15 protein-coding genes and 1 pseudogene are annotated in these 17,871 nt (G+C 61.2%); 10 read left to right on the top strand and 6 right to left on the bottom strand.

Going from position 1 to position 17,871, the window contains the following annotated elements; genetic code table 11:
• Positions 1 to 189: 189 nt before the first annotated feature.
• Positions 190 to 1,992: an acyl-CoA dehydrogenase gene (locus BMZ46_RS13625; RefSeq protein ID WP_074689596.1), complete on the top strand. Its 1,803-nt coding sequence runs from the start codon at positions 190 to 192 to the stop codon at positions 1,990 to 1,992.
• Between the two features lie 144 nt (positions 1,993 to 2,136).
• On the opposite strand, the gene BMZ46_RS13620 is transcribed toward BMZ46_RS13625, so the two are convergent.
• From BMZ46_RS13620 to BMZ46_RS13610, 3 genes are all read right to left on the bottom strand, one after another.
• Positions 2,137 to 4,074 carry a methyl-accepting chemotaxis protein gene (locus BMZ46_RS13620; protein ID WP_074689595.1) on the bottom strand — a complete coding sequence of 646 codons (1,938 nt, stop codon included), beginning with the start codon at positions 4,072 to 4,074 and terminating at the stop codon, positions 2,137 to 2,139.
• Positions 4,075 to 4,173: 99 nt separating this feature from the next.
• The gene (locus tag BMZ46_RS13615; protein ID WP_039766503.1) at positions 4,174 to 4,476 is read right to left on the bottom strand and encodes a cell division protein ZapA; all 303 of its coding nucleotides are present in this window, start codon (positions 4,474 to 4,476) and stop codon (positions 4,174 to 4,176) included.
• Positions 4,473 to 4,703 (bottom strand): hypothetical protein, encoded by a 231-nt coding sequence (locus BMZ46_RS13610; RefSeq protein ID WP_007952320.1) that lies wholly within the window; start codon positions 4,701 to 4,703, stop codon positions 4,473 to 4,475. The genes BMZ46_RS13615 and BMZ46_RS13610 overlap by 4 nt, the downstream gene beginning before the upstream one ends.
• A 210-nt stretch (positions 4,704 to 4,913) precedes the next feature.
• Between BMZ46_RS13610 and BMZ46_RS29820 the strand changes: the two are divergent.
• From BMZ46_RS29820 to selO, 5 genes and pseudogenes are all read left to right on the top strand, one after another.
• Positions 4,914 to 5,753 (top strand): annotated as a pseudogene (locus BMZ46_RS29820) (MCP four helix bundle domain-containing protein); the annotation flags it as partial.
• A complete protein-coding gene (locus BMZ46_RS29815) occupies positions 5,736 to 6,608 on the top strand; it encodes a methyl-accepting chemotaxis protein (RefSeq protein WP_371850982.1) in 873 nt (290 codons plus the stop codon). The pseudogene BMZ46_RS29820 and the gene BMZ46_RS29815, both read left to right, overlap by 18 nt.
• Positions 6,609 to 6,869: 261 nt before the next feature.
• Positions 6,870 to 8,612 carry a potassium/proton antiporter gene (locus tag BMZ46_RS13600; protein ID WP_039766498.1) on the top strand — a complete coding sequence of 581 codons (1,743 nt, stop codon included), beginning with the start codon at positions 6,870 to 6,872 and terminating at the stop codon, positions 8,610 to 8,612.
• Between the two features lie 34 nt (positions 8,613 to 8,646).
• Complete coding sequence (gene mscK, locus BMZ46_RS13595; RefSeq protein WP_039766495.1) at positions 8,647 to 12,000, top strand: mechanosensitive channel MscK; 3,354 nt, start codon at positions 8,647 to 8,649, stop codon at positions 11,998 to 12,000.
• 48 nt (positions 12,001 to 12,048) lie between these two features.
• Complete coding sequence (gene selO, locus BMZ46_RS13590) at positions 12,049 to 13,512, top strand: protein adenylyltransferase SelO (protein WP_074689593.1); 1,464 nt, start codon at positions 12,049 to 12,051, stop codon at positions 13,510 to 13,512.
• A gap of 132 nt (positions 13,513 to 13,644) precedes the next feature.
• Here selO and BMZ46_RS13585 read toward each other — a convergent pair whose 3' ends face one another.
• Together BMZ46_RS13585 and BMZ46_RS13580 are read right to left on the bottom strand one after the other, a co-directional pair.
• A complete protein-coding gene (locus tag BMZ46_RS13585) occupies positions 13,645 to 14,046 on the bottom strand; it encodes a helix-turn-helix domain-containing protein (RefSeq protein ID WP_039766491.1) in 402 nt (133 codons plus the stop codon).
• Complete coding sequence (locus BMZ46_RS13580) at positions 14,043 to 14,339, bottom strand: type II toxin-antitoxin system HigB family toxin (RefSeq protein ID WP_074689592.1); 297 nt, start codon at positions 14,337 to 14,339, stop codon at positions 14,043 to 14,045. The genes BMZ46_RS13585 and BMZ46_RS13580 overlap by 4 nt, the downstream gene beginning before the upstream one ends.
• Before the next feature lie 195 nt (positions 14,340 to 14,534).
• Between BMZ46_RS13580 and trxC the strand changes: the two genes are divergently transcribed.
• Positions 14,535 to 14,969 carry a thioredoxin TrxC gene (gene trxC / locus BMZ46_RS13575; RefSeq protein ID WP_039766488.1) on the top strand — a complete coding sequence of 145 codons (435 nt, stop codon included), beginning with the start codon at positions 14,535 to 14,537 and terminating at the stop codon, positions 14,967 to 14,969.
• 7 nt (positions 14,970 to 14,976) lie between these two features.
• Here trxC and BMZ46_RS13570 read toward each other — a convergent pair whose 3' ends face one another.
• The gene (locus BMZ46_RS13570) at positions 14,977 to 15,747 is read right to left on the bottom strand and encodes a ParA family protein (RefSeq protein ID WP_007952339.1); all 771 of its coding nucleotides are present in this window, start codon (positions 15,745 to 15,747) and stop codon (positions 14,977 to 14,979) included.
• Between the two features lie 369 nt (positions 15,748 to 16,116).
• Here BMZ46_RS13570 and BMZ46_RS13565 point away from each other — a divergent pair, with 369 nt between their 5' ends.
• Genes BMZ46_RS13565 through BMZ46_RS13555 form a run of 3 tightly spaced genes read left to right on the top strand, consistent with a single transcriptional unit; the run spans position 16,117 to position 17,868 of the window.
• Entirely contained in the window at positions 16,117 to 16,842 is a 726-nt protein-coding gene (locus BMZ46_RS13565; protein ID WP_039766485.1) for a beta-ketoacyl synthase chain length factor, read from the top strand.
• Positions 16,818 to 17,627, top strand: a complete 810-nt coding sequence (locus BMZ46_RS13560; RefSeq protein ID WP_064592950.1) for a lysophospholipid acyltransferase family protein — start codon at positions 16,818 to 16,820, stop codon at positions 17,625 to 17,627. The genes BMZ46_RS13565 and BMZ46_RS13560 overlap by 25 nt, the downstream gene beginning before the upstream one ends.
• Positions 17,608 to 17,868, top strand: a complete 261-nt coding sequence (locus BMZ46_RS13555; protein WP_074689591.1) for a phosphopantetheine-binding protein — start codon at positions 17,608 to 17,610, stop codon at positions 17,866 to 17,868. Before BMZ46_RS13560 ends, BMZ46_RS13555 begins: the two co-directional genes overlap by 20 nt.
• The last annotated feature ends 3 nt before the right edge of the window (positions 17,869 to 17,871 follow it).

The raw sequence follows: 17,871 nt of genomic DNA, 5'->3' as shown, positions 1-17,871 counted from the left end.
GGCTGGAACGCGGAGCGTCCCTTGAGGCATTCCCACGCAGAGCGTGGGAACGATCAGCACAGGAACATAGAAATGGGCGCCCTCACCGGCGCCCATTTTTTTGGCCTCTCCATCACCGTTATCAATCTTCCTGTTCAGGCTTTATTCGCACGCCTAGACTCGGCCCATTCCAAAAAAAGGTAGGCCGCCATGTCCGAGACGCTGCTCAGTTCCCGCAATCTGGCTTTCGAGCTGTACGAAGTCCTCGATGCCGAGGGCCTGACCCGGCGCGAGCGGTTTGCCGAGCACAATCGCGAAACCTTCGATGCCGCCATTGGCACGGCACGCAATATCGCTGAAAAGTACTTCGCGCCGCACAACCGCAAGGGCGACGAGAACGAACCGCGCTATGAGAACGGTCAGGCGATTCTGATTCCCGAAGTGAAACCGGCGGTGGACGCCTTCCTCGAAGCCGGATTCCTCAACGCGGCGCGCAGTTTCGACGCCGGCGGCATGCAACTTCCTACATTGTTGTCCCAGGCCTGCTTCGCCCACTTCCAATCGGCCAACGCGGCGTCGACTTCCTATCCGTTCCTGACCATGGGCGCGGCCAACCTGATCGAAAGCTTCGGCACCGAAGAGCAGAAGCAACGCTTCCTGCAACCGATGATCGACGGCCGCTTCTTCGGCACCATGGCCCTGACCGAGCCCCATGCCGGTTCGTCGCTGTCGGATATTCGTACCCGCGCCGAGCCTGCGTCCGACGGCACTTATCGCCTCAAGGGCAACAAGATCTTCATCTCCGGCGGCGATCACCCGCTCTCGGAAAACATCGTGCACATGGTGCTGGCCAAGCTGCCGGACGCACCGGCCGGGGTGAAGGGTATTTCGCTGTTCATCGTGCCCAAGTTTCTGGTCAACGATGACGGCAGCCTCGGCAAGCGCAACGACGTGCTGCTGGCCGGGCTTTTCCACAAGATGGGCTGGCGCGGAACGACATCCACGGCGCTGAACTTCGGCGATAACGGCGAGTGTGTCGGTTATCTGGTGGGCAAGCCTCATCACGGCTTGAGCTACATGTTCCAGATGATGAACGAGGCGCGGATCGGCGTCGGCATGGGCGCGGTGATGCTCGGTTATGCCGGTTATCTGTACTCGCTGGAATACGCTCGCGAACGTCCGCAGGGCCGAGTGCCGGACAGCAAGGATCCGACGACGGCGCCGGTAGCGATCATTCAGCACGCGGATGTCAGACGCATGCTGCTGACGCAGAAATCCTACGTCGAAGGGGCATTCGATCTCGGTCTGTACGCGGCGCGGCTGTTCGATGACACCACTACGCTGGAAACCGAGACCGAGCGCAAACAGGCCCATGAACTGCTGGATTTGCTGACCCCGATCGTCAAATCCTGGCCATCGGAGTTCTGCCTCAAGGCCAACGAACTGGCGATCCAGATTCTCGGCGGCCACGGTTACACCCGCGAATACCCGGTGGAGCAGTACTACCGCGACAACCGTTTGAACCCGATCCACGAAGGCACCCACGGCATTCAGTCGCTGGACTTGCTGGGACGCAAACTGGCGCAGAACGGCGGCGCCGGACTCAAGCAACTGATCCGCCTGATCGCCGACACCGCCGAGCGCGCGGTGGCGTACGAATCGTTGACCGCACTGCGTGAGCCACTGGAGAAACTGGTGGCGCGCCTACAGACGGTGACCATCGGCCTGCTGACCGATCTGGCACAGGGCAAGGTCAACAGCAGTCTGGCGAATTCGGCGCTGTACCTGAAGGTGTTCGGGCATGCAGTGATTGGCTGGCGCTGGCTGGAGCAGGCGATTCGCGCCGAGGAAGGGTTGGCCAAGGGGAACGCGGCGGATGCCGACTTCTATAAGGGCAAGTTGCAGGCGGCGCGTTATTTCCTGACGTGGGAAGTGCCGGGGTGCCAGCATGAGCTGGCGTTGCTGGAGGCGCGGGATGATACGTGTCTGGCAATGCAGGATGCGTGGTTCTGACCTCTTAATGATCGTTCCCACGCTCTGCGTGGGAATGCAGCCCGGGACGCTCCGCGTCCCTTTGAGATCGTGACGCAGAGCGTCACAGGAGGCATTCCCACGCGGAGCATGGGAACGATCGGTGCCTCGACAGGGAACGATCAGTCAGCTCAACTTGAACCCACCCATCTGCCGCGCCAGATCATCCGCCAGCCGCTGCAACATCTGACAATCCTCACGACAGGCGCGGACCTCCCCCGCCGTCGCCCGGGCCAGATCGGAAATGCCCTGCACGTTGCGGTTGATCTCCTCGGTCACCGCCGACTGTTCCTCAGTCGCCGTCGCCACCTGATGGTTCATGTCGCTGATGCGCTCGACCTGCCCGGTAATCGCAGTCAAAGACGCCCCGGTACGCTGGCTCGATTCGACTCCGGTGCCCGTCGCGGCCTGCCCGGTGCGCATCGACGACACCGCATTCTCCGCCCCCTGCTTGAGGCTGCCGATCATCTGCTGAATCTCGTCGGTAGACGCCTGAGTCCGGCGCGCCAATGTCCGCACCTCGTCGGCCACCACTGCAAAACCACGCCCCATATCGCCAGCTCGAGCAGCCTCGATGGCAGCGTTCAACGCCAGCAGGTTGGTCTGCTCGGACACCCCGCGAATCACCGCCAGCACCTGATCGATCGACGCCACCTGATGCGCCAACTCACCCACCGCGCCGGCCGCGACGCCAATTTCATCGGACATGCTTTCGATATGGCGAATCGAGCCGCCGACCACCTCTCGCGCCTGCAGCGCTTCGTCGCGGGCGGTTTGCGAGGCGAGCGCGGCGTTGCCGGCGTTCTGGGCGATCTCCTGCACGGTCAGGCCCATTTCGTGGACGGCAGTGGCGACCATGTCGGTCATTTCCTGCTGGCGACCGGAGCGTTCGGCGGTGTTATCCACAACCCTGGCCACCTGGCCGACGGCAATGCGCAGACGTTCGCTGGTGGTCAGCACTTCGCCGATCATCCCGCGCTGGCTGTCGAGGAAACGGTTGAAGCCCCGGGCGAGGTCGCCCAGTTCATCGGCACGGCTGGAATCTAACCGGTGAGTCAAATCTCCACCACCGCTACCGATTGCTACCAGCGCCGCTGTTACCTGACGAATCGGTCGGACCAACCCCTGAGCCAGCCAGATCACCAGCGCCAGGCAAACCAGCGCCACCACCAAGCCGATGCCGCTGCTCATCCACATCGCCCGGCGGGCTTCGGCGTAGATCTGCGACTGCGGCACTTCGGCCACCAGGGTCCAGCCGAGGTCGCGCAGGGGCAGGCTGAAGGCGAGGAAATCTTCGCCGTCGCGCTGGAAACTGCTGTTGCTAGCCGCTTTATGGCCCATGACCGCTTGTGCTGCCGAGGTGCCGATCTGCTCGCTCAAGGTGCGCTTGCCGCTGAACTGCGCCTCGGGATGGACCTGGATCAAGCCGTCGGAACGCACGAGATAGACCTTGCCTCGCTCCCCGAAGCTGAAGTTGTGGATCAGCTCCGACAGCTCTTTCATGCTCAACCCGAGTCCCGCGACGCCGACCACTTTGCCGGCCTGCTCCACCTTCAAATCGATGAACAGCGCCAGCTCTCCGGTGGCCCCGTCGTTGTCGATGTTCAGGGTTCGCGGCTGATTGCTGTCGAGAAACGAGTAAAACCACGCATCGGCCGGCTTGGATCGACTGAGGGTGCGATCCAGGCCTTTTTCGGTGATGTAGTGATTGGATTCGGTGCCGATGATCAGCGCAGTGAACGCCTTGTGTTCGGCGCGGATGCCTTCCAGATACTGCGCAAAGCCTGCCGTTTTGCCGGAGTCTTCACCGTTGGCCAGCCAGTCGCGGACCATGGTGTTACTGGCGATGTCTTTAGCAGCGGTGAGGGGTTGAACGAGGATTCGTTCGATGTCGTTGCGCGTCGCTTCGATGCTCGACGGCAGCGCCTGTTCGACCAGATAGCTCTGGGCGAGGCGGTTGACCACCAGGGTATAAATGCCAACCACGATCAGAATGCTGACCAGCAGGGCGGTGCCCATACCGAGGATCAGCTGCCATTGAATACTGCGACGCCAGAACTGCATGGAGCACCCCCAAAGAATAAGAGGCTGAAACACTGCAACAGCCGTGCCGATTGTATACAGCGCAATCGACAATCTTATTCTTTGGTTGTGCGCAACCCATCAACCCTGATTGATGGTCTTGGCGATGGTCTCGACCGTGGCGCTGACTTGCTCTTGGTAACGCTCGAGTTCCTGCTGGTGCTGCTTCTTCATTTCAATCTGCTGCGAGCACAGATTCATCGCCGCCAGCACCAGCAGGCGGTCGCCGATCAGGGTCGGGTATTTCTTCTTGGTGTCGGCCAGTGCGGCCTTGAGCATCAACGCAGCGTCCAGCAGGGTCTGTTCTTCCCCGGCCGGTGCCTTGATCGAATAGTCCTCCCCCATGATGGAGATGACTTTTACCCCTGCTGTGCCATGGTTCATGCGCTGACAGGACCTGCGTTGACGCGATCAACCAGGGCCTGGATGCGCGCGGCGGTAGCGCCGTGCTTTTCTTCCTGTTCCATCAGGCTCAGTTGCAGGCTTTCGTTTTCATCCTTGGCCTGGGCCAGTTCCGTGGACAGGGTCTGGTTGGTTTCCGACAGGGTCTGGTTCTGTTGCACCAGGTCGCTGACGAGCTGTTCCAATTGGCTGAGGGATGCTTCCAACATTTTGATCTTCCAGGGCTTTTTCAAAGGGCGCGTACGATAAAGAAAAGTCATCGTTGACGCCAGGGTTAAACCGGCGCAAGGCCTTGATTTTCCTGGCGGCCGACCGTTCTTGCGAGTGTTAGAGACTGTGATCTGCCGATCTGGTTCCTGCACTTCGTCGCCCGACGCCCCGTGCGACAAATACGCACACCGCCTCAAGACTTTAGTCGTATGACCGATAAGTCACCCAACAGCAGTCTCAGCCCGCACGGATGCGGCCCTTCCCTGGTATCCGCCTCCATGTCCCTTCGCAATATGAACATCGCCCCCCGGGCGTTCACCGGTTTCGCCCTGATCGGCGGCCTGATGCTGATTCTCGGCGTGTTCGCCCTGAATCAGATGAGCAAGATCCGCGCAGCAGGCGAAGACATCGCCACCACCAGCGTGCCTTCGATCAAGGCCCTCGACGAATTCACCCAGTTGACCCTGCGCCTGCGCGTGCTGTCGTATCGGTTGCTGATCAACCGAGAGCCAGACGTCCAGCAAAAAACCATCGAACTGTTCGATTTGCGCAACCGGCAGATCGCCGACGCGCAACGCGCCTACGAGCCGCTGATCGATGGCCCGCAAGAACGCGCCGCTTACGATCAGTACGTGCAGTTGCTGGCGCAGTACCGTCAACTCGAAGACCGGATGAAGACTCTGTCGCGCAACAATCAGGTCGACGAATTGCGGCAGATGCTCAACACCGATTTGCTCGCCAACTCCGAAGCGGTGAATACCGCCCTCGCACGTTTGCTGGAGATCAACACCCAACAGATCGCCGAGACCAATCAGGGCGCCACTGATCAGTATTCGATGTCGTTCAATCTGGTGGTGACCCTGCTGGTGATCGCCACCGGCCTGACCTTGCTGTTCGCCTGGTTGCTGACCAGCAGCATCACCAAGCCAATCGCCAAGGCACTGGATGCGGCGGAAACCATCGCCGAGGGCAACCTGACCCAGCCGATCCACGTGGATGGTACCGACGAAGCCGGACGCCTGCTGGCAGCCATGGCCAAGATGCAATCGAAGCTGCGCGACACCCTGCAACGGATTTCCGGCTCGGCCACGCAACTGGCCTCCGCCGCCGAAGAGCTGAACAGCGTCACCGACGAAAGCGCCCGTGGGCTGACCCAGCAGAACAACGAAATCGAACAGGCTGCCACCGCGGTCAACGAGATGACCAGCGCTGTTGAAGAAGTCGCGCGCAACGCGGTCAGCACCTCGGAAGCCTCGAAGAACGCCACCACCTCCGCCGGCGACGGTCGTGATCTGGTGCAGGAAACCGTCAGCGCCATCGAACGCATGAGCGCCGACGTGCAGAGCACCGCCACCCTGATCGGCGATCTGGCCAACGAATCCCGCGACATCGGCAAGGTGCTGGACGTGATCCGCGGCCTGGCCGACCAGACCAACCTGCTGGCGCTCAACGCTGCGATTGAAGCGGCCCGTGCCGGTGAAGCCGGCCGTGGTTTTGCCGTGGTGGCCGATGAAGTCCGGGCCCTGGCACACCGCACCCAGCAGTCGACCAGCGAAATCGAGCGCATGATCGGCAGCATCCAGAGCGGCACCGAACACGCCGTGGACTCGATGCGCAACAGCACCGAACGCGCCGAGTCGACCCTGAACATCGCCCGTGGCGCCGGCCTGTCGCTGGACACCATCAACACGGCCATCGTCGAAATCAACGAGCGCAACCTGGTGATCGCCAGCGCCGCTGAAGAGCAGGCGCAAGTGGCGCGGGAGGTGGATCGCAACCTGGTGAACATCCGCGATCTGTCGGTGCAATCGGCGACCGGCGCGAATCAGACCAGTGCGGCGAGTAATGAGCTGTCGCGATTGGCGCTGGATCTGAACAATATGGTTGGGCGGTTTAGCCTCTGAGATAGAAGCCCCCTTTGATCATTCTCACATCGAGAGGTTGATCGTTCCCACGCTCCGCGTGGGAATGCAGCCCGGGACGCTCCGCGTCCCAGAAGCGGACGCAGAGCGTCCATTAAGGCATTCCCACGCGGAGCGTGGGAACGATCATGCGCCAAGCTGAAAAAGCTTTTTGACAGCATCACATTTCAACAGGTTAGAATCGCTGGCACGCAGACTGCATGGTCAGTTTGTGCCCGTCTTTCCGCTTCTGGAGTACTGCCTTTGAATGCGACGACCATCAACAGCCTGTTCTTGATCGGCGCGTTGCTGGTAGGCGCAAGTATTCTTGTCAGCTCCCTGTCTTCCCGTCTCGGCATCCCGATTCTGGTGATCATCCTCGCGGTCGGCATGACTGCCGGGGTCGATGGCGGCGGCATCATTTTCGATAACTACCCGACGGCCTATCTGGTCGGCAACCTCGCGCTGGCGGTGATCCTGCTCGACGGCGGCTTGCGCACCCGGGTGTCCAGTTTCCGTGTGGCCCTGTGGCCGGCCTTGTCGCTGGCGACGGTCGGCGTTCTTATCACCACCGGCCTCACCGGCATGGCCGCCGCCTGGCTGTTCGACCTCAATCTGATTCAAGGCCTGCTGATCGGCGCCATCGTCGGCTCCACGGACGCCGCCGCGGTGTTCTCGTTGCTCGGTGGCAAGGGCCTGAACGAACGGGTGACCGCCAGCCTGGAAATCGAATCCGGCAGCAACGACCCGATGGCGGTGTTCCTCACCGTGACCCTGATCGACATGCTCGCCAGCGGCCAGACCGGCCTGCACTGGAGCCTGTTGACCCACCTGATCCGCGAGTTCGGCATCGGGGGCGTGATCGGTCTGGGCGGAGGCTGGCTGATGCTGCAACTGGTCAACCGGATCAATCTGGCGGCCGGTCTGTATCCGATTCTGGTGATCGCCGGCGGTCTGGTGGTGTTCGCCCTGACCAACGCCCTGCACGGCAGCGGTTTCCTCGCCGTGTACCTGTGTGGTCTGGTGATCGGCAACCGCCCGGTGCGCAGCCGTCACGGCATCCTGCACATGCTCGACGGCATGGCGTGGCTGGCGCAGATCGGCATGTTCCTGGTGCTGGGCTTGCTGGTCACGCCGCATGATCTGCTGCCGATCGCCGTGCCGGCGCTGGGTCTGGCGCTGTGGATGATTTTGTTCGCTCGGCCACTGTCGGTGCTGGTCGGCCTGCTGCCATTCAAGGCCTTCCACGGTCGCGAGAAAGCCTTCATTTCCTGGGTCGGCCTGCGTGGCGCGGTACCGATCATTCTGGCGGTGTTCCCGCTGATGGCCGGGCTGCCGAATGCGCAGCTGTACTTCAACCTCGCGTTCTTCATCGTGCTGGTGTCGCTCCTGGTGCAGGGCACGAGCCTGCCGTGGGTGGCCAAGCTGCTCAAGGTGACGGTGCCGCCGGAGCCGGCGCCGATCTCCCGCGCGGCGCTCGAAGTGCACGTCACCAGCGAGTGGGAACTGTTCGTTTACAAACTCGGCGCGGAAAAATGGTGCATCGGTTCGCCCCTGCGCGAACTGAAAATGCCCGAAGGCACCCGTATCGCTGCGCTGTTTCGCGGTCAGCAACTGCTCCATCCGTCGGGTAGTACGGTGCTGGAAGTCGATGATTTGCTGTGTGTTATCGGCCATGAACACAACCTTCCGGCCCTCGGAAAACTGTTCAGCCAGGCGCCGCAACGCGGCCTCGATCTGCGCTTCTTCGGCGACTTCGTACTCGAAGGAGACGCCCAGCTCAAAGCGGTTGCCGCCCTGTACGGCCTGCCCGCCGAAGGCATCGATCCGGACATGACCCTGGGCCACTTCATTGCCCAGAAAGTCGGCGGTGCGCCAATCGTTGGCGACCAGGTGGAATGGAACAACACCCACTGGACGGTTGCGGTCATGGACGGGAACAAGATCGGCAAAGTGGGCGTCAGATTCCCCGAAGGAAGTCGCCCGGGCCCCGGACTCTTCCTCTAAACTGCGTCCACTCTCACTTGCTTGACCGGTCTCTATGCCTACCCTGCGCTCCTTTTTCCTCGCGGCCCTGCTGGGCCTGAGTCTTTCCGTCGGCCCGCTGCAAGCCGCCGAACCGCCGTCCAGCGACGCCGTGCAGGCCAGCCTGGATAAACTCACCGACAGCAAACTGCCCGAAGCCGACAAGAAGGCCCTGCAGACGGTCCTGCAAAACACGCTGAACCAGCTCAACAACCGGCGTGACTACGAGCAGAAGCTGATTGACCTCAAGCAGCAGCTGGCCACTGCGCCAAAGCAGACCATCGAGAATTCGCGCGAACTGACCCGCCTCAAGGCCAGCGCCGTGGTGCCGGTGGCGCAGCGCTTCCCCAAGGAAAACATCCAGCAGCTGGAGCAGATGCTCACCGAGCGCTCGACCCAGCAAAGCGATCTGCAAAAAGCCCTGGCCGACGCCAATAGCCTGATCATCACCGCCCAGACCCGTCCCGAGCGTGCCCAGGCCGAGATTTCCAGCAGCCAGACGCGCATCCAGCAGATCAATAACATCCTCAAGACCGGCAAGGACGCCGGCAAAACCGTCAGCGCCGAGCAGCGCGACCTGCTCAACGCCGAACTGGCCGCCTTGAACGCGCTGATCCCGCTGCGCCGTCAGGAACTGGCCGGCAACAACCAGTTGCAGGATCTGGGCAACAGTCAGCATGACCTGCTTTCGGAAAAATCCGACCGTCTGGACCGCGAGATCCAGGAACTGCAAACCCTGATCAACCAGAAGCGCTTGACCCTGTCGCAGGAAACCGTGACGCAGCAGTCGATCGAGGCCCAAAAGTCCGGCAGCAGCGCCCTGCTCGCCACGGAAAGCGCGGCCAACCTCAAGCTCTCCGACTACCTGCTCAAAAGCACCGACCGTCTCAACGAACTCACCCAGCAGAACCTGCAGACCAAGCAGCAACTGGACAGCGTGACCCAGAGCGACTCGGCCCTCGACGAGCAGATCAACGTGCTCAAGGGCAGCCTGCTGCTGTCGAAGATTCTCTATAAGCAGAAGCAAGCGCTGCCGCGCCTCAAGGTCGACCGCGATCTGGCGGACCAGATCGCCGACATTCGCCTGTACCAGTTCGAAATCAACCAACAGCGCGAACAGCTGAGCAATCCGGCGACTTACGTCGACAACCTGCTGTCCACCCAGCCGCCGGAGCAAGTCACGCCACAACTTCGCAAGAGTCTGCTGGAGCTGGCCAACACTCGCGTTGATCTGCTGGAGCGACTGAGTCGCGAACTGAGCGCGATGCTCAACGAGTCGATCACCCTGCAACTGAACCAGAAGCAACTGCTGAGTACCGCGCAAAGCCTGCGCGCGACCCTCGACGAGCAGATGTTCTGGATTCCGAGCAACAAGCCGCTGGACACCGAATGGATGCGCGGCGTGCCGGAGCGCCTGAAGCGTCAGATCGACACCTTGCCGCTGGCCTCGAGCCTCAGTGAACTGACCGACGGCCTGACCCAGCGACCGCTGTTGTTCCTGCCGCTGGCGCTGCTGATCGGCGCGCTGCTGTGGCGGCGCAAGCAACTGTATTCGCGCCTGAACAAGGTTCACCAGGACATCGGCCACTTCAAGCGTGACAGTCAGTGGCACACGCCGCAGGCGATCCTGATCAATATTCTGCTGGCGATGCCGGTGGCGCTGGGCCTGGCCCTGTGCGGACTGGCGTTGCAGATCGACGCCCGTGGGCAGAACGCGAACATGGGCGCGGCGCTGCTGCAAATGGCCCAGGCGTGGCTGGTGTTCTACACCGCCTATCGGATCCTCGCGCCGGGTGGCGTGGCCGAATTGCACTTCCGCTGGGAGAAGCCGCAGGTCGAATTCCTGCAAGGCTGGGTGCGTCGCCTCGGACTGGTGGTCATGGCGTTGGTGGCGGTGGTGGCGGTTGCCGAACTGCAACCGGCGGCACTGGCCGACGATGTGCTGGGCATGCCGGTGGTGCTGACCTGCTATGCGCTGATGGCGTGGCTGCTCAGCCGCTTGCTGATCAGCAGCCCGACCCACGAAAACGCCTCGCTGTTCCGCAAGGCCGTGGGCGTGATGTTCACCCTGCTGCCCATCGCGCTGTTCGTCGCCGTGTGCTTCGGCTACTACTACACCGCGCTGAAGCTCAGCGACCGCCTGATCAACACGTTGTACCTGCTGATGTTCTGGCTGGTGATCGAAGCGACTTTCGTCCGTGGCCTGGCGGTCGCGGCACGCCGTCTGGCCTACCAGCGCGCCCTGGCCAAACGTCAGGCCGCGAAAGAAGCCGGCGACGGCGAAGCAGTGATCGAAGAGCCGACCCTGGACATCGAAAAGGTCAACGAACAGTCTCTGCGCCTGATCCGTCTGGCACTGCTCGGCGGCTTCATCGCCGCGCTGTACTGGGTCTGGGCCGACCTGATCACGGTGTTTTCGTACCTCGACAACATCACCCTCTACGAATACACCAGCGGCACCGGCGCCAATATGAGCATGGTGCCGATCAGCATCGGCGACATGCTCGGCGCGCTGATCATCATCGGCATCACCTTTGCCCTCGCCCGCAACTTGCCGGGCCTGCTTGAAGTGTTCGTACTGTCGAAACTCAATCTGGCCCAGGGCAGTGCCTACGCGACGACCACGCTGCTGTCGTACGTGATCGCCGGGGTCGGTTTCGTCTCGACCCTGTCGACCCTCGGCGTCAGCTGGGACAAGTTGCAGTGGCTGGTGGCGGCGCTGTCGGTGGGTCTCGGCTTCGGTATGCAGGAGATCTTCGCAAACTTCATCTCCGGTATCATGATCCTGTTCGAACGCCCGGTGCGGATCGGCGACACCATCACCATCGGCAACCTCTCGGGTACGGTGAGCAAGATCCGCATCCGCGCCACGACCATCACCGACTTCGACCGCAAGGACATCATTGTCCCGAACAAGACGTTCATCACCGGGCAACTGATCAACTGGTCGCTGACCGACACCATCACTCGGGTGACCCTGAAACTGGGCGTCGATTACGGTTCGGATCTGGATCTGGTCAAGGAACTGCTGCTCAAGGCCGCCCGTGAAAACCCGCGCGTGCTCAAGGAACCCGAGCCGCACGTGTACTTCCTCAACTTCGGCGAAAGCACCCTGGACCACGAACTGCGCATGCATGTGCGTGATCTCGGCGACCGCAACCCGGTACTCGACGAGGTCAACCGCTTCATCAACCGCGAGTTCAAGAAGCAGCACATCAACATCTCGTTCCGCCAGATGGAGGTTTACCTGAAGAACCTACACGGCCAGGAATACAAGATGGTGCCGATCGAGCCGGAAACCAAAACCATCGTGCCGGTCAGCGACGACCAGAAACCGTTGCAGGAACCGCCGCCGGCCAAACTCGACTAACCCGGCTAATCCCAGCAGAATGCTCGGACATTCTGCTGGAGCCGGCCCTTGAAAGCCCTCGACGAACTGACCTTCGACAACCGCTTCGCCCGCCTGGGCGATGCGTTCTCGGCCCATGTGCTGCCCGAACCGATCGACAATCCTCGGCTGGTGGTGGCCAGCCCTGCGGCCCTGGCGCTGCTGGATCTCGACCCGGCGGTGGCCGACACACAGGAATTTGCCGAACTGTTCGGCGGCCACAAGCTGTGGGCCGATGCCGAGCCACGGGCGATGGTCTATTCCGGACATCAGTTCGGCGGCTACACCCCGCAACTGGGCGATGGGCGCGGACTGTTGCTGGGCGAGGTCTACAACGCAGCCGGCGAGCACTGGGACTTGCATCTGAAGGGCGCCGGGCAGACACCGTTCTCGCGCATGGGCGACGGTCGCGCGGTGCTGCGTTCGTCGATCCGCGAGTTTCTCGCCTCCGAAGCGCTGCATGCGCTGAACATTCCTTCGTCACGCGCCGCCTGCGTGATCGGCTCCGACACTCCAGTCTGGCGTGAGAAACAGGAGCGCGCCGCGATGGTGCTGCGCCTGGCGCCGAGCCACATCCGTTTCGGCCACTTCGAATACTTCTATTACACCAAGCGCCCCGAACAGCAGAAGCAACTCGGCGAACACGTGTTGGCGATGCACTACCCCGAGTGTCTGGAACAGCCGGAACCTTATCTGGCGATGTTCCGCGAAATCGTCGAGCGCAACGCCGAACTGATCGCCAAGTGGCAGGCCTACGGTTTCTGCCACGGGGTGATGAACACCGACAACATGTCGATACTCGGCATCACCTTCGACTTCGGCCCGTTCGCCTTCCTCGACGATTTCGACGCGAACTTCATCTGCAACCACTCCGACGATCAGGGCCGCTACTCCTTCAGCAATCAGGTGCCGGTCGGCCAATGGAACCTCAGCGCCCTGGCCCAGGCCCTGACGCCGTTCATCAGCGTTGAAGCCCTGCGCGAAACCCTCGGCCTGTACCTGCCACTGTTCCAGGCCCATTACCTCGACCTGATGCGCCGCCGCTTCGGCTTCACCACCGCCGAGGACGACGACCAGCAACTGTTGGAACAACTGCTGCAACTGATGCAGAACAGCGGCGTCGATTACACGCTGTTCTTCCGCCGCCTGGGCGAAGAGTCAGCCGAACAGGCCGTCGCCCGCCTGCGCGATGACTTCGTCGATATCAAGGGTTTCGATGCCTGGGGCGAGCGCTATGTCGCCCGCGTCGCACGCGATGGCGCGGCCGATCAGGAACAGCGCCGTGCGCGAATGCATGCGGTGAATCCGCTGTACATCCTGCGCAATTACCTGGCGCAGAAGGCAATCGATGCTGCCGAGCAGGGTGACTATTCAGAAGTGCGCAGATTGCATGCGGTGTTGAGCAATCCATTCGAGGAACAGTCTGGAATGGAGAGTTACGCGCAACGGCCGCCGGAGTGGGGCAAGCATTTGGAGATCAGTTGTTCCTCATGAAGCGCACGGTCTCCTGTCTTGGAGCCGTGCACCCTCCCGTCAGGCAACCTGCTAGATGACAGCGCCGCCTGAAAAAGCCGCGCGACATGCTCAGAGTGCAAATGCCACGACTCTGAACACACTGGTTTCCTTTCAGATAAACACGTCCACAGGTAGCTTGAAGTGCTCGGCCAGCCAGCGGACCTGCCGCAGATTCAACTGGCGCTTTCCACTGAGGATTTCCGAAACAACAGACTGAGTGCCCACACCCGGCAAATCGCTCTGGGTCAAACCATGCTCACGCATCAAATACCCCAGTACTTCAAAACCGGGCGGTTTAGGCGTCGGGTGATGCACGCGATCCCATTCTTCAATCCAGTCACCGATGATATCCACCAGACTCATTAAAGGATGAGACTCATCATCGCCCGTCATTTCGAGCAGCTCGTCAAGGGCTTGAACGAGCCTGTCGTAGTCGTCTTCGCTTTTCGGCTTGCGCAGCAAAGGCGAAACGAACTCCCAGTGCTCAGCGGCTTTTTTGATCAGAACACTCATGCCTTAGCCTCCTTCCATTTACCGCGGTCATATTCGCGATGATCCAACACATGTCTGATGTACAACTTTTGAGGTCGATATCTGACATAGGCGATCAACCTGAGCTTGTTACCGCCAATATCGAAAACATGAAAGTCACCCACTTTGTCGACAGCTGGAAACAAGGCCTTCAGCGCCGCAAAATCTGGCGATTTGCTTCCTTTCGCCACTTCAAACCAGTGGTCCAGTGCTGTAGCTGCGCTGGGCCATTTGGCCTTCGCTTCTCGTATTCGTTTTCCAGTGATGACATGCATGCAACATCCTTATCGCATTCTGCTATGGGGAGTTAATCACAGATCAAAATTATCGCAAGTTGCGATATCACCGAGCAGACCAACGGGTCTCGACCGGTCCATCTCAGCCTAGGCTCACAGCCAAACACTGCACGATTGAAAATATGAGCAAACGTCTCCAACTAGGAGATATCAGCTTTCCACTGGATCCCGATCATGACCGACCCACTCCTCATCCCCTGCCCCTCCTGCAACGGCCTCAACCGCATCCCCGCCGAGCGCCTCAACGACCACCCGAAGTGCGGGCGCTGCAAGTCCGAGGTGCTGTTGGACAAGCCGTTCGAACTCAAGCAAGGCGATTACGCCAGTCAGATCAAGGGCGATCTGCCGTTGCTGGTGGACGTTTGGGCGGACTGGTGCGGGCCGTGCAAGTCGTTTGCGCCGGTGTTCGAGCAGGCGGCTGCGCAGTTGGCGGGCAAGTGCCGGCTGGCCAAGCTGGACAGCGAGGCCAATCAGCAGTTGTCGGCGCAGTTGGGGATTCGTTCGATTCCGAGCCTGATTCTGTTCCGCAACGGCCGGGAAGTCGCCCGTCAGAGTGGGGCCTTCCCGTTGCCGCAGTTGATGGCCTGGCTGCGCAGCCAGGGCATCTGACAAGGTTTCAGGCGTCTTCGAGCAGGTTATGCAGTTCGACGAACTGCTGCGTCAGCTTGTGCCGTGGGTCGAGGTGGATCAGCGGCGTGTTGGCCTGATGCGATTCGCGCATGCGCACTGAACTGGCGAGGTAGACCGGCAGTACCGGCAGGCCCTCGGCGATCAGTTCGTCGAGGATTTGCTGCGGCAGGCTGGCCCGGGCCTGGAACTGGTTGACCACAATGCCTTCGACTTCCAGGCCTTCGTTGTGGTCTTCCTTCAACTCGTCGATCTCGGCGATCAGACCGTAGAGGGCCTGACGCGAGAAGCTGTCGCAGTCAAAGGGAATCAGTACCCGATCGGCGGCAATCAGTGCCGAGACCGCATAGAAATTCAGCGCCGGCGGCGTATCCAGATAGATCCGGTCGTAATCCTCCGACAACTCGTCGAGCAGCTTTCGCAGCTTGTTGATCTTGTGTTTGGCCTCGAGCTTGGGCTGCAGGTCGGCCAGTTCGGCGGTGGCGGTGATGATGTGCAGGTTGTCGAACGGCGTTTCGTAGATATCCGCCTGATTCTTTTTCGAGAACGGCCCGGAAGACAGGGTCTGCTTGAAGAAGTCGGCAATGCCCATCGGAATGTCATCTCCCGTGAGCCCGGTCAGATACTGAGTGGAATTGGCCTGGGCATCGAGGTCGACCAACAGCGTGCGATAACCCTCGCTGGCGCTCACTGCCGCCAGATTGCAGGCAATGCTGGATTTGCCCACGCCACCTTTCTGATTGAACACCACGCGCCGCATGACAAAACCTCCGTGTATCAAAGAATGACCGAGTGTAGTGGTGCCCGGTGCCGGTTCGCTACCTCGATGGACGCGGACTACAAAGTCAGGCGCAAATCTCCCAATGAATACGGCGCAAAGACACTCTTTGATTGCGGATTCGCCTGACAGACAGACACCCGACAATCTGGATAATGGCCAAGTGACAGCTCTTGCCGCGTACCATTCGGTTCATTTCGTCGTTCAAAACGTAACCAGCATTTGCTACACACTCGTCGCACCGGGATAATGCGCGCCACCCGGCGCCACGCGCCATGCCATTTCAGGCTAAATCAGCTCAGCGGCGACGTTGGCGAAACCGCGTCAACTCAGCCCGCAGGGGCGGGATAAATGTCCGTGATCAACTTCAACATCGCCCAATGGCGCGCCTGGGCTCCCGGGCTCGACAGTGTGGAAGCCTGGCAAGCCTGGAGCCGACAGCCGGTCGTGCTCGAAGGCAGTGATGCCGCACCCGATGTTTCGTTTCTGCCGGCCATGCAGCGCCGTCGTCTCAGCCGTCTGGCGCGGATGGCGTTCAGTGTCGGCTGGCCGCTGGCCGACGGTCGGGAAAATCTGCCGCTGGTGTTCGTCTCCCGGCACGGCGAAACCCCGCGCACCTTTGAAATTCTCAGTGATCTGGCCAACGAACAGCCGCTGTCGCCGACCCAGTTCAGCCTGTCGGTGCACAACGCAATCATCGGCCTGTGGTCGATCATGCGCGGCGAAACCAGCGAAATGACCGCACTCGCCGCGGCCGGCGACGGCCTCGAACACGGCATGCTCGAAGCGGCGACGTTGTTGAACGAAGGGGCCCCCGCCGTGCTGCTGGTGATCACCGAGGAACAACCGCCCGAAGCCTATTCGACGTGGATCGACGACGTACCGTTTCCCTACGCGGTCGGGCTGTTGCTCACCCCCGGTACCGACTGGCGGCTGACCCTGAACAGCGCCCCGCAAGCACGGTCAAAACCGCAGTGGCCCCACGCACTGAATCTGCTGCGAACCCTGCTCGGTCAGCAACCCCATTGCCAACATGCCTGGAAGACTCGTCTATGGACCTGGCAACGCAACCCGTGATCGGAAAAAACCGCGACGCCTATTACTGGCGTCTGCTGGCCACTGCCACCAGCTTCGCCCTGTTCGGGCTCGGTGGTCTGTGCCTGCGCCTGCTGGTATTTCCATTGCTCGGTTGCCTGCCGGGCGACGCCATTGCGCATCGCGAGCGCGCACGCCAGACCGTCAGTCGGCTGTTCTGGTTTTTCGTCCGGTTCATGGCCCGTACCGGCGTGCTGACCTACGACATCCAGGGCGCCGAACGGCTCGGCCGCCCGGGGCAGATGATCATCGCCAACCACCCTTCACTGATCGACGTAGTGTTCCTGATCGGTCTGGTGCGCGGGGCCAACTGCGTGGTGAAGAAAAGCCTGTGGGAAAACCCCTTCACCCGCGGCCCGCTGCGCAGCACCGAATACATCAGCAACGACGGCAGCATGGACATGCTCGACGCCGCCGCCGGCGCGTTGCAGAGCGGGCAGACCCTGATCATTTTTCCCGAAGGCACCCGCACCCAGCCGGGTCAGGCGCCGGCCTTTCATCGGGGCGCGGCGGCCATCGCGCTGCGCGGTGCGAAAATCCTCACCCCGGTGGTAATCAAGGTCAATCCGACCACCCTGACCAAGGCCGAGCCCTGGTATCGCATTCCCAGTCGCCGCGTGCACTTCAGTTTTCACGTCGGGGCCGATATAGACCCACAGACTTTCGCCGCGCAGGGGCCCCCGCCCCAGGCTTCGCGCAAGCTCAACGACTATTTGCACCAATTCTTTATCAAGGAGCTCGCCGAAGATGAGCGATCTAAACCGTGACATAAAAGAGCTGATCATCGACGCCTTGGGCCTCGAAGACATCAGCCCAGAGGACATCGGCGACGACCAGACGCTGTTCGGCGAAGGCTTGGGCCTGGACTCCGTCGACGCCCTGGAGCTCGGCCTGGCGATCCAGAAAAAGTACGGCATCAAGATCGACGCCGACGCCAAGGACACCCGTAACCATTTCTCCAACGTGGCGAGCCTTGCGGCGTTCGTCACGGCAAAACAGGCAGCTTGAGAC

The sequence above is a fragment of the Pseudomonas sp. NFIX49 genome, from assembly GCF_900115915.1.
In the GTDB taxonomy this organism is placed as follows: domain Bacteria; phylum Pseudomonadota; class Gammaproteobacteria; order Pseudomonadales; family Pseudomonadaceae; genus Aquipseudomonas; species Aquipseudomonas pharyngis.
This window is presented reverse-complemented; position numbering and strand designations above follow the sequence as displayed.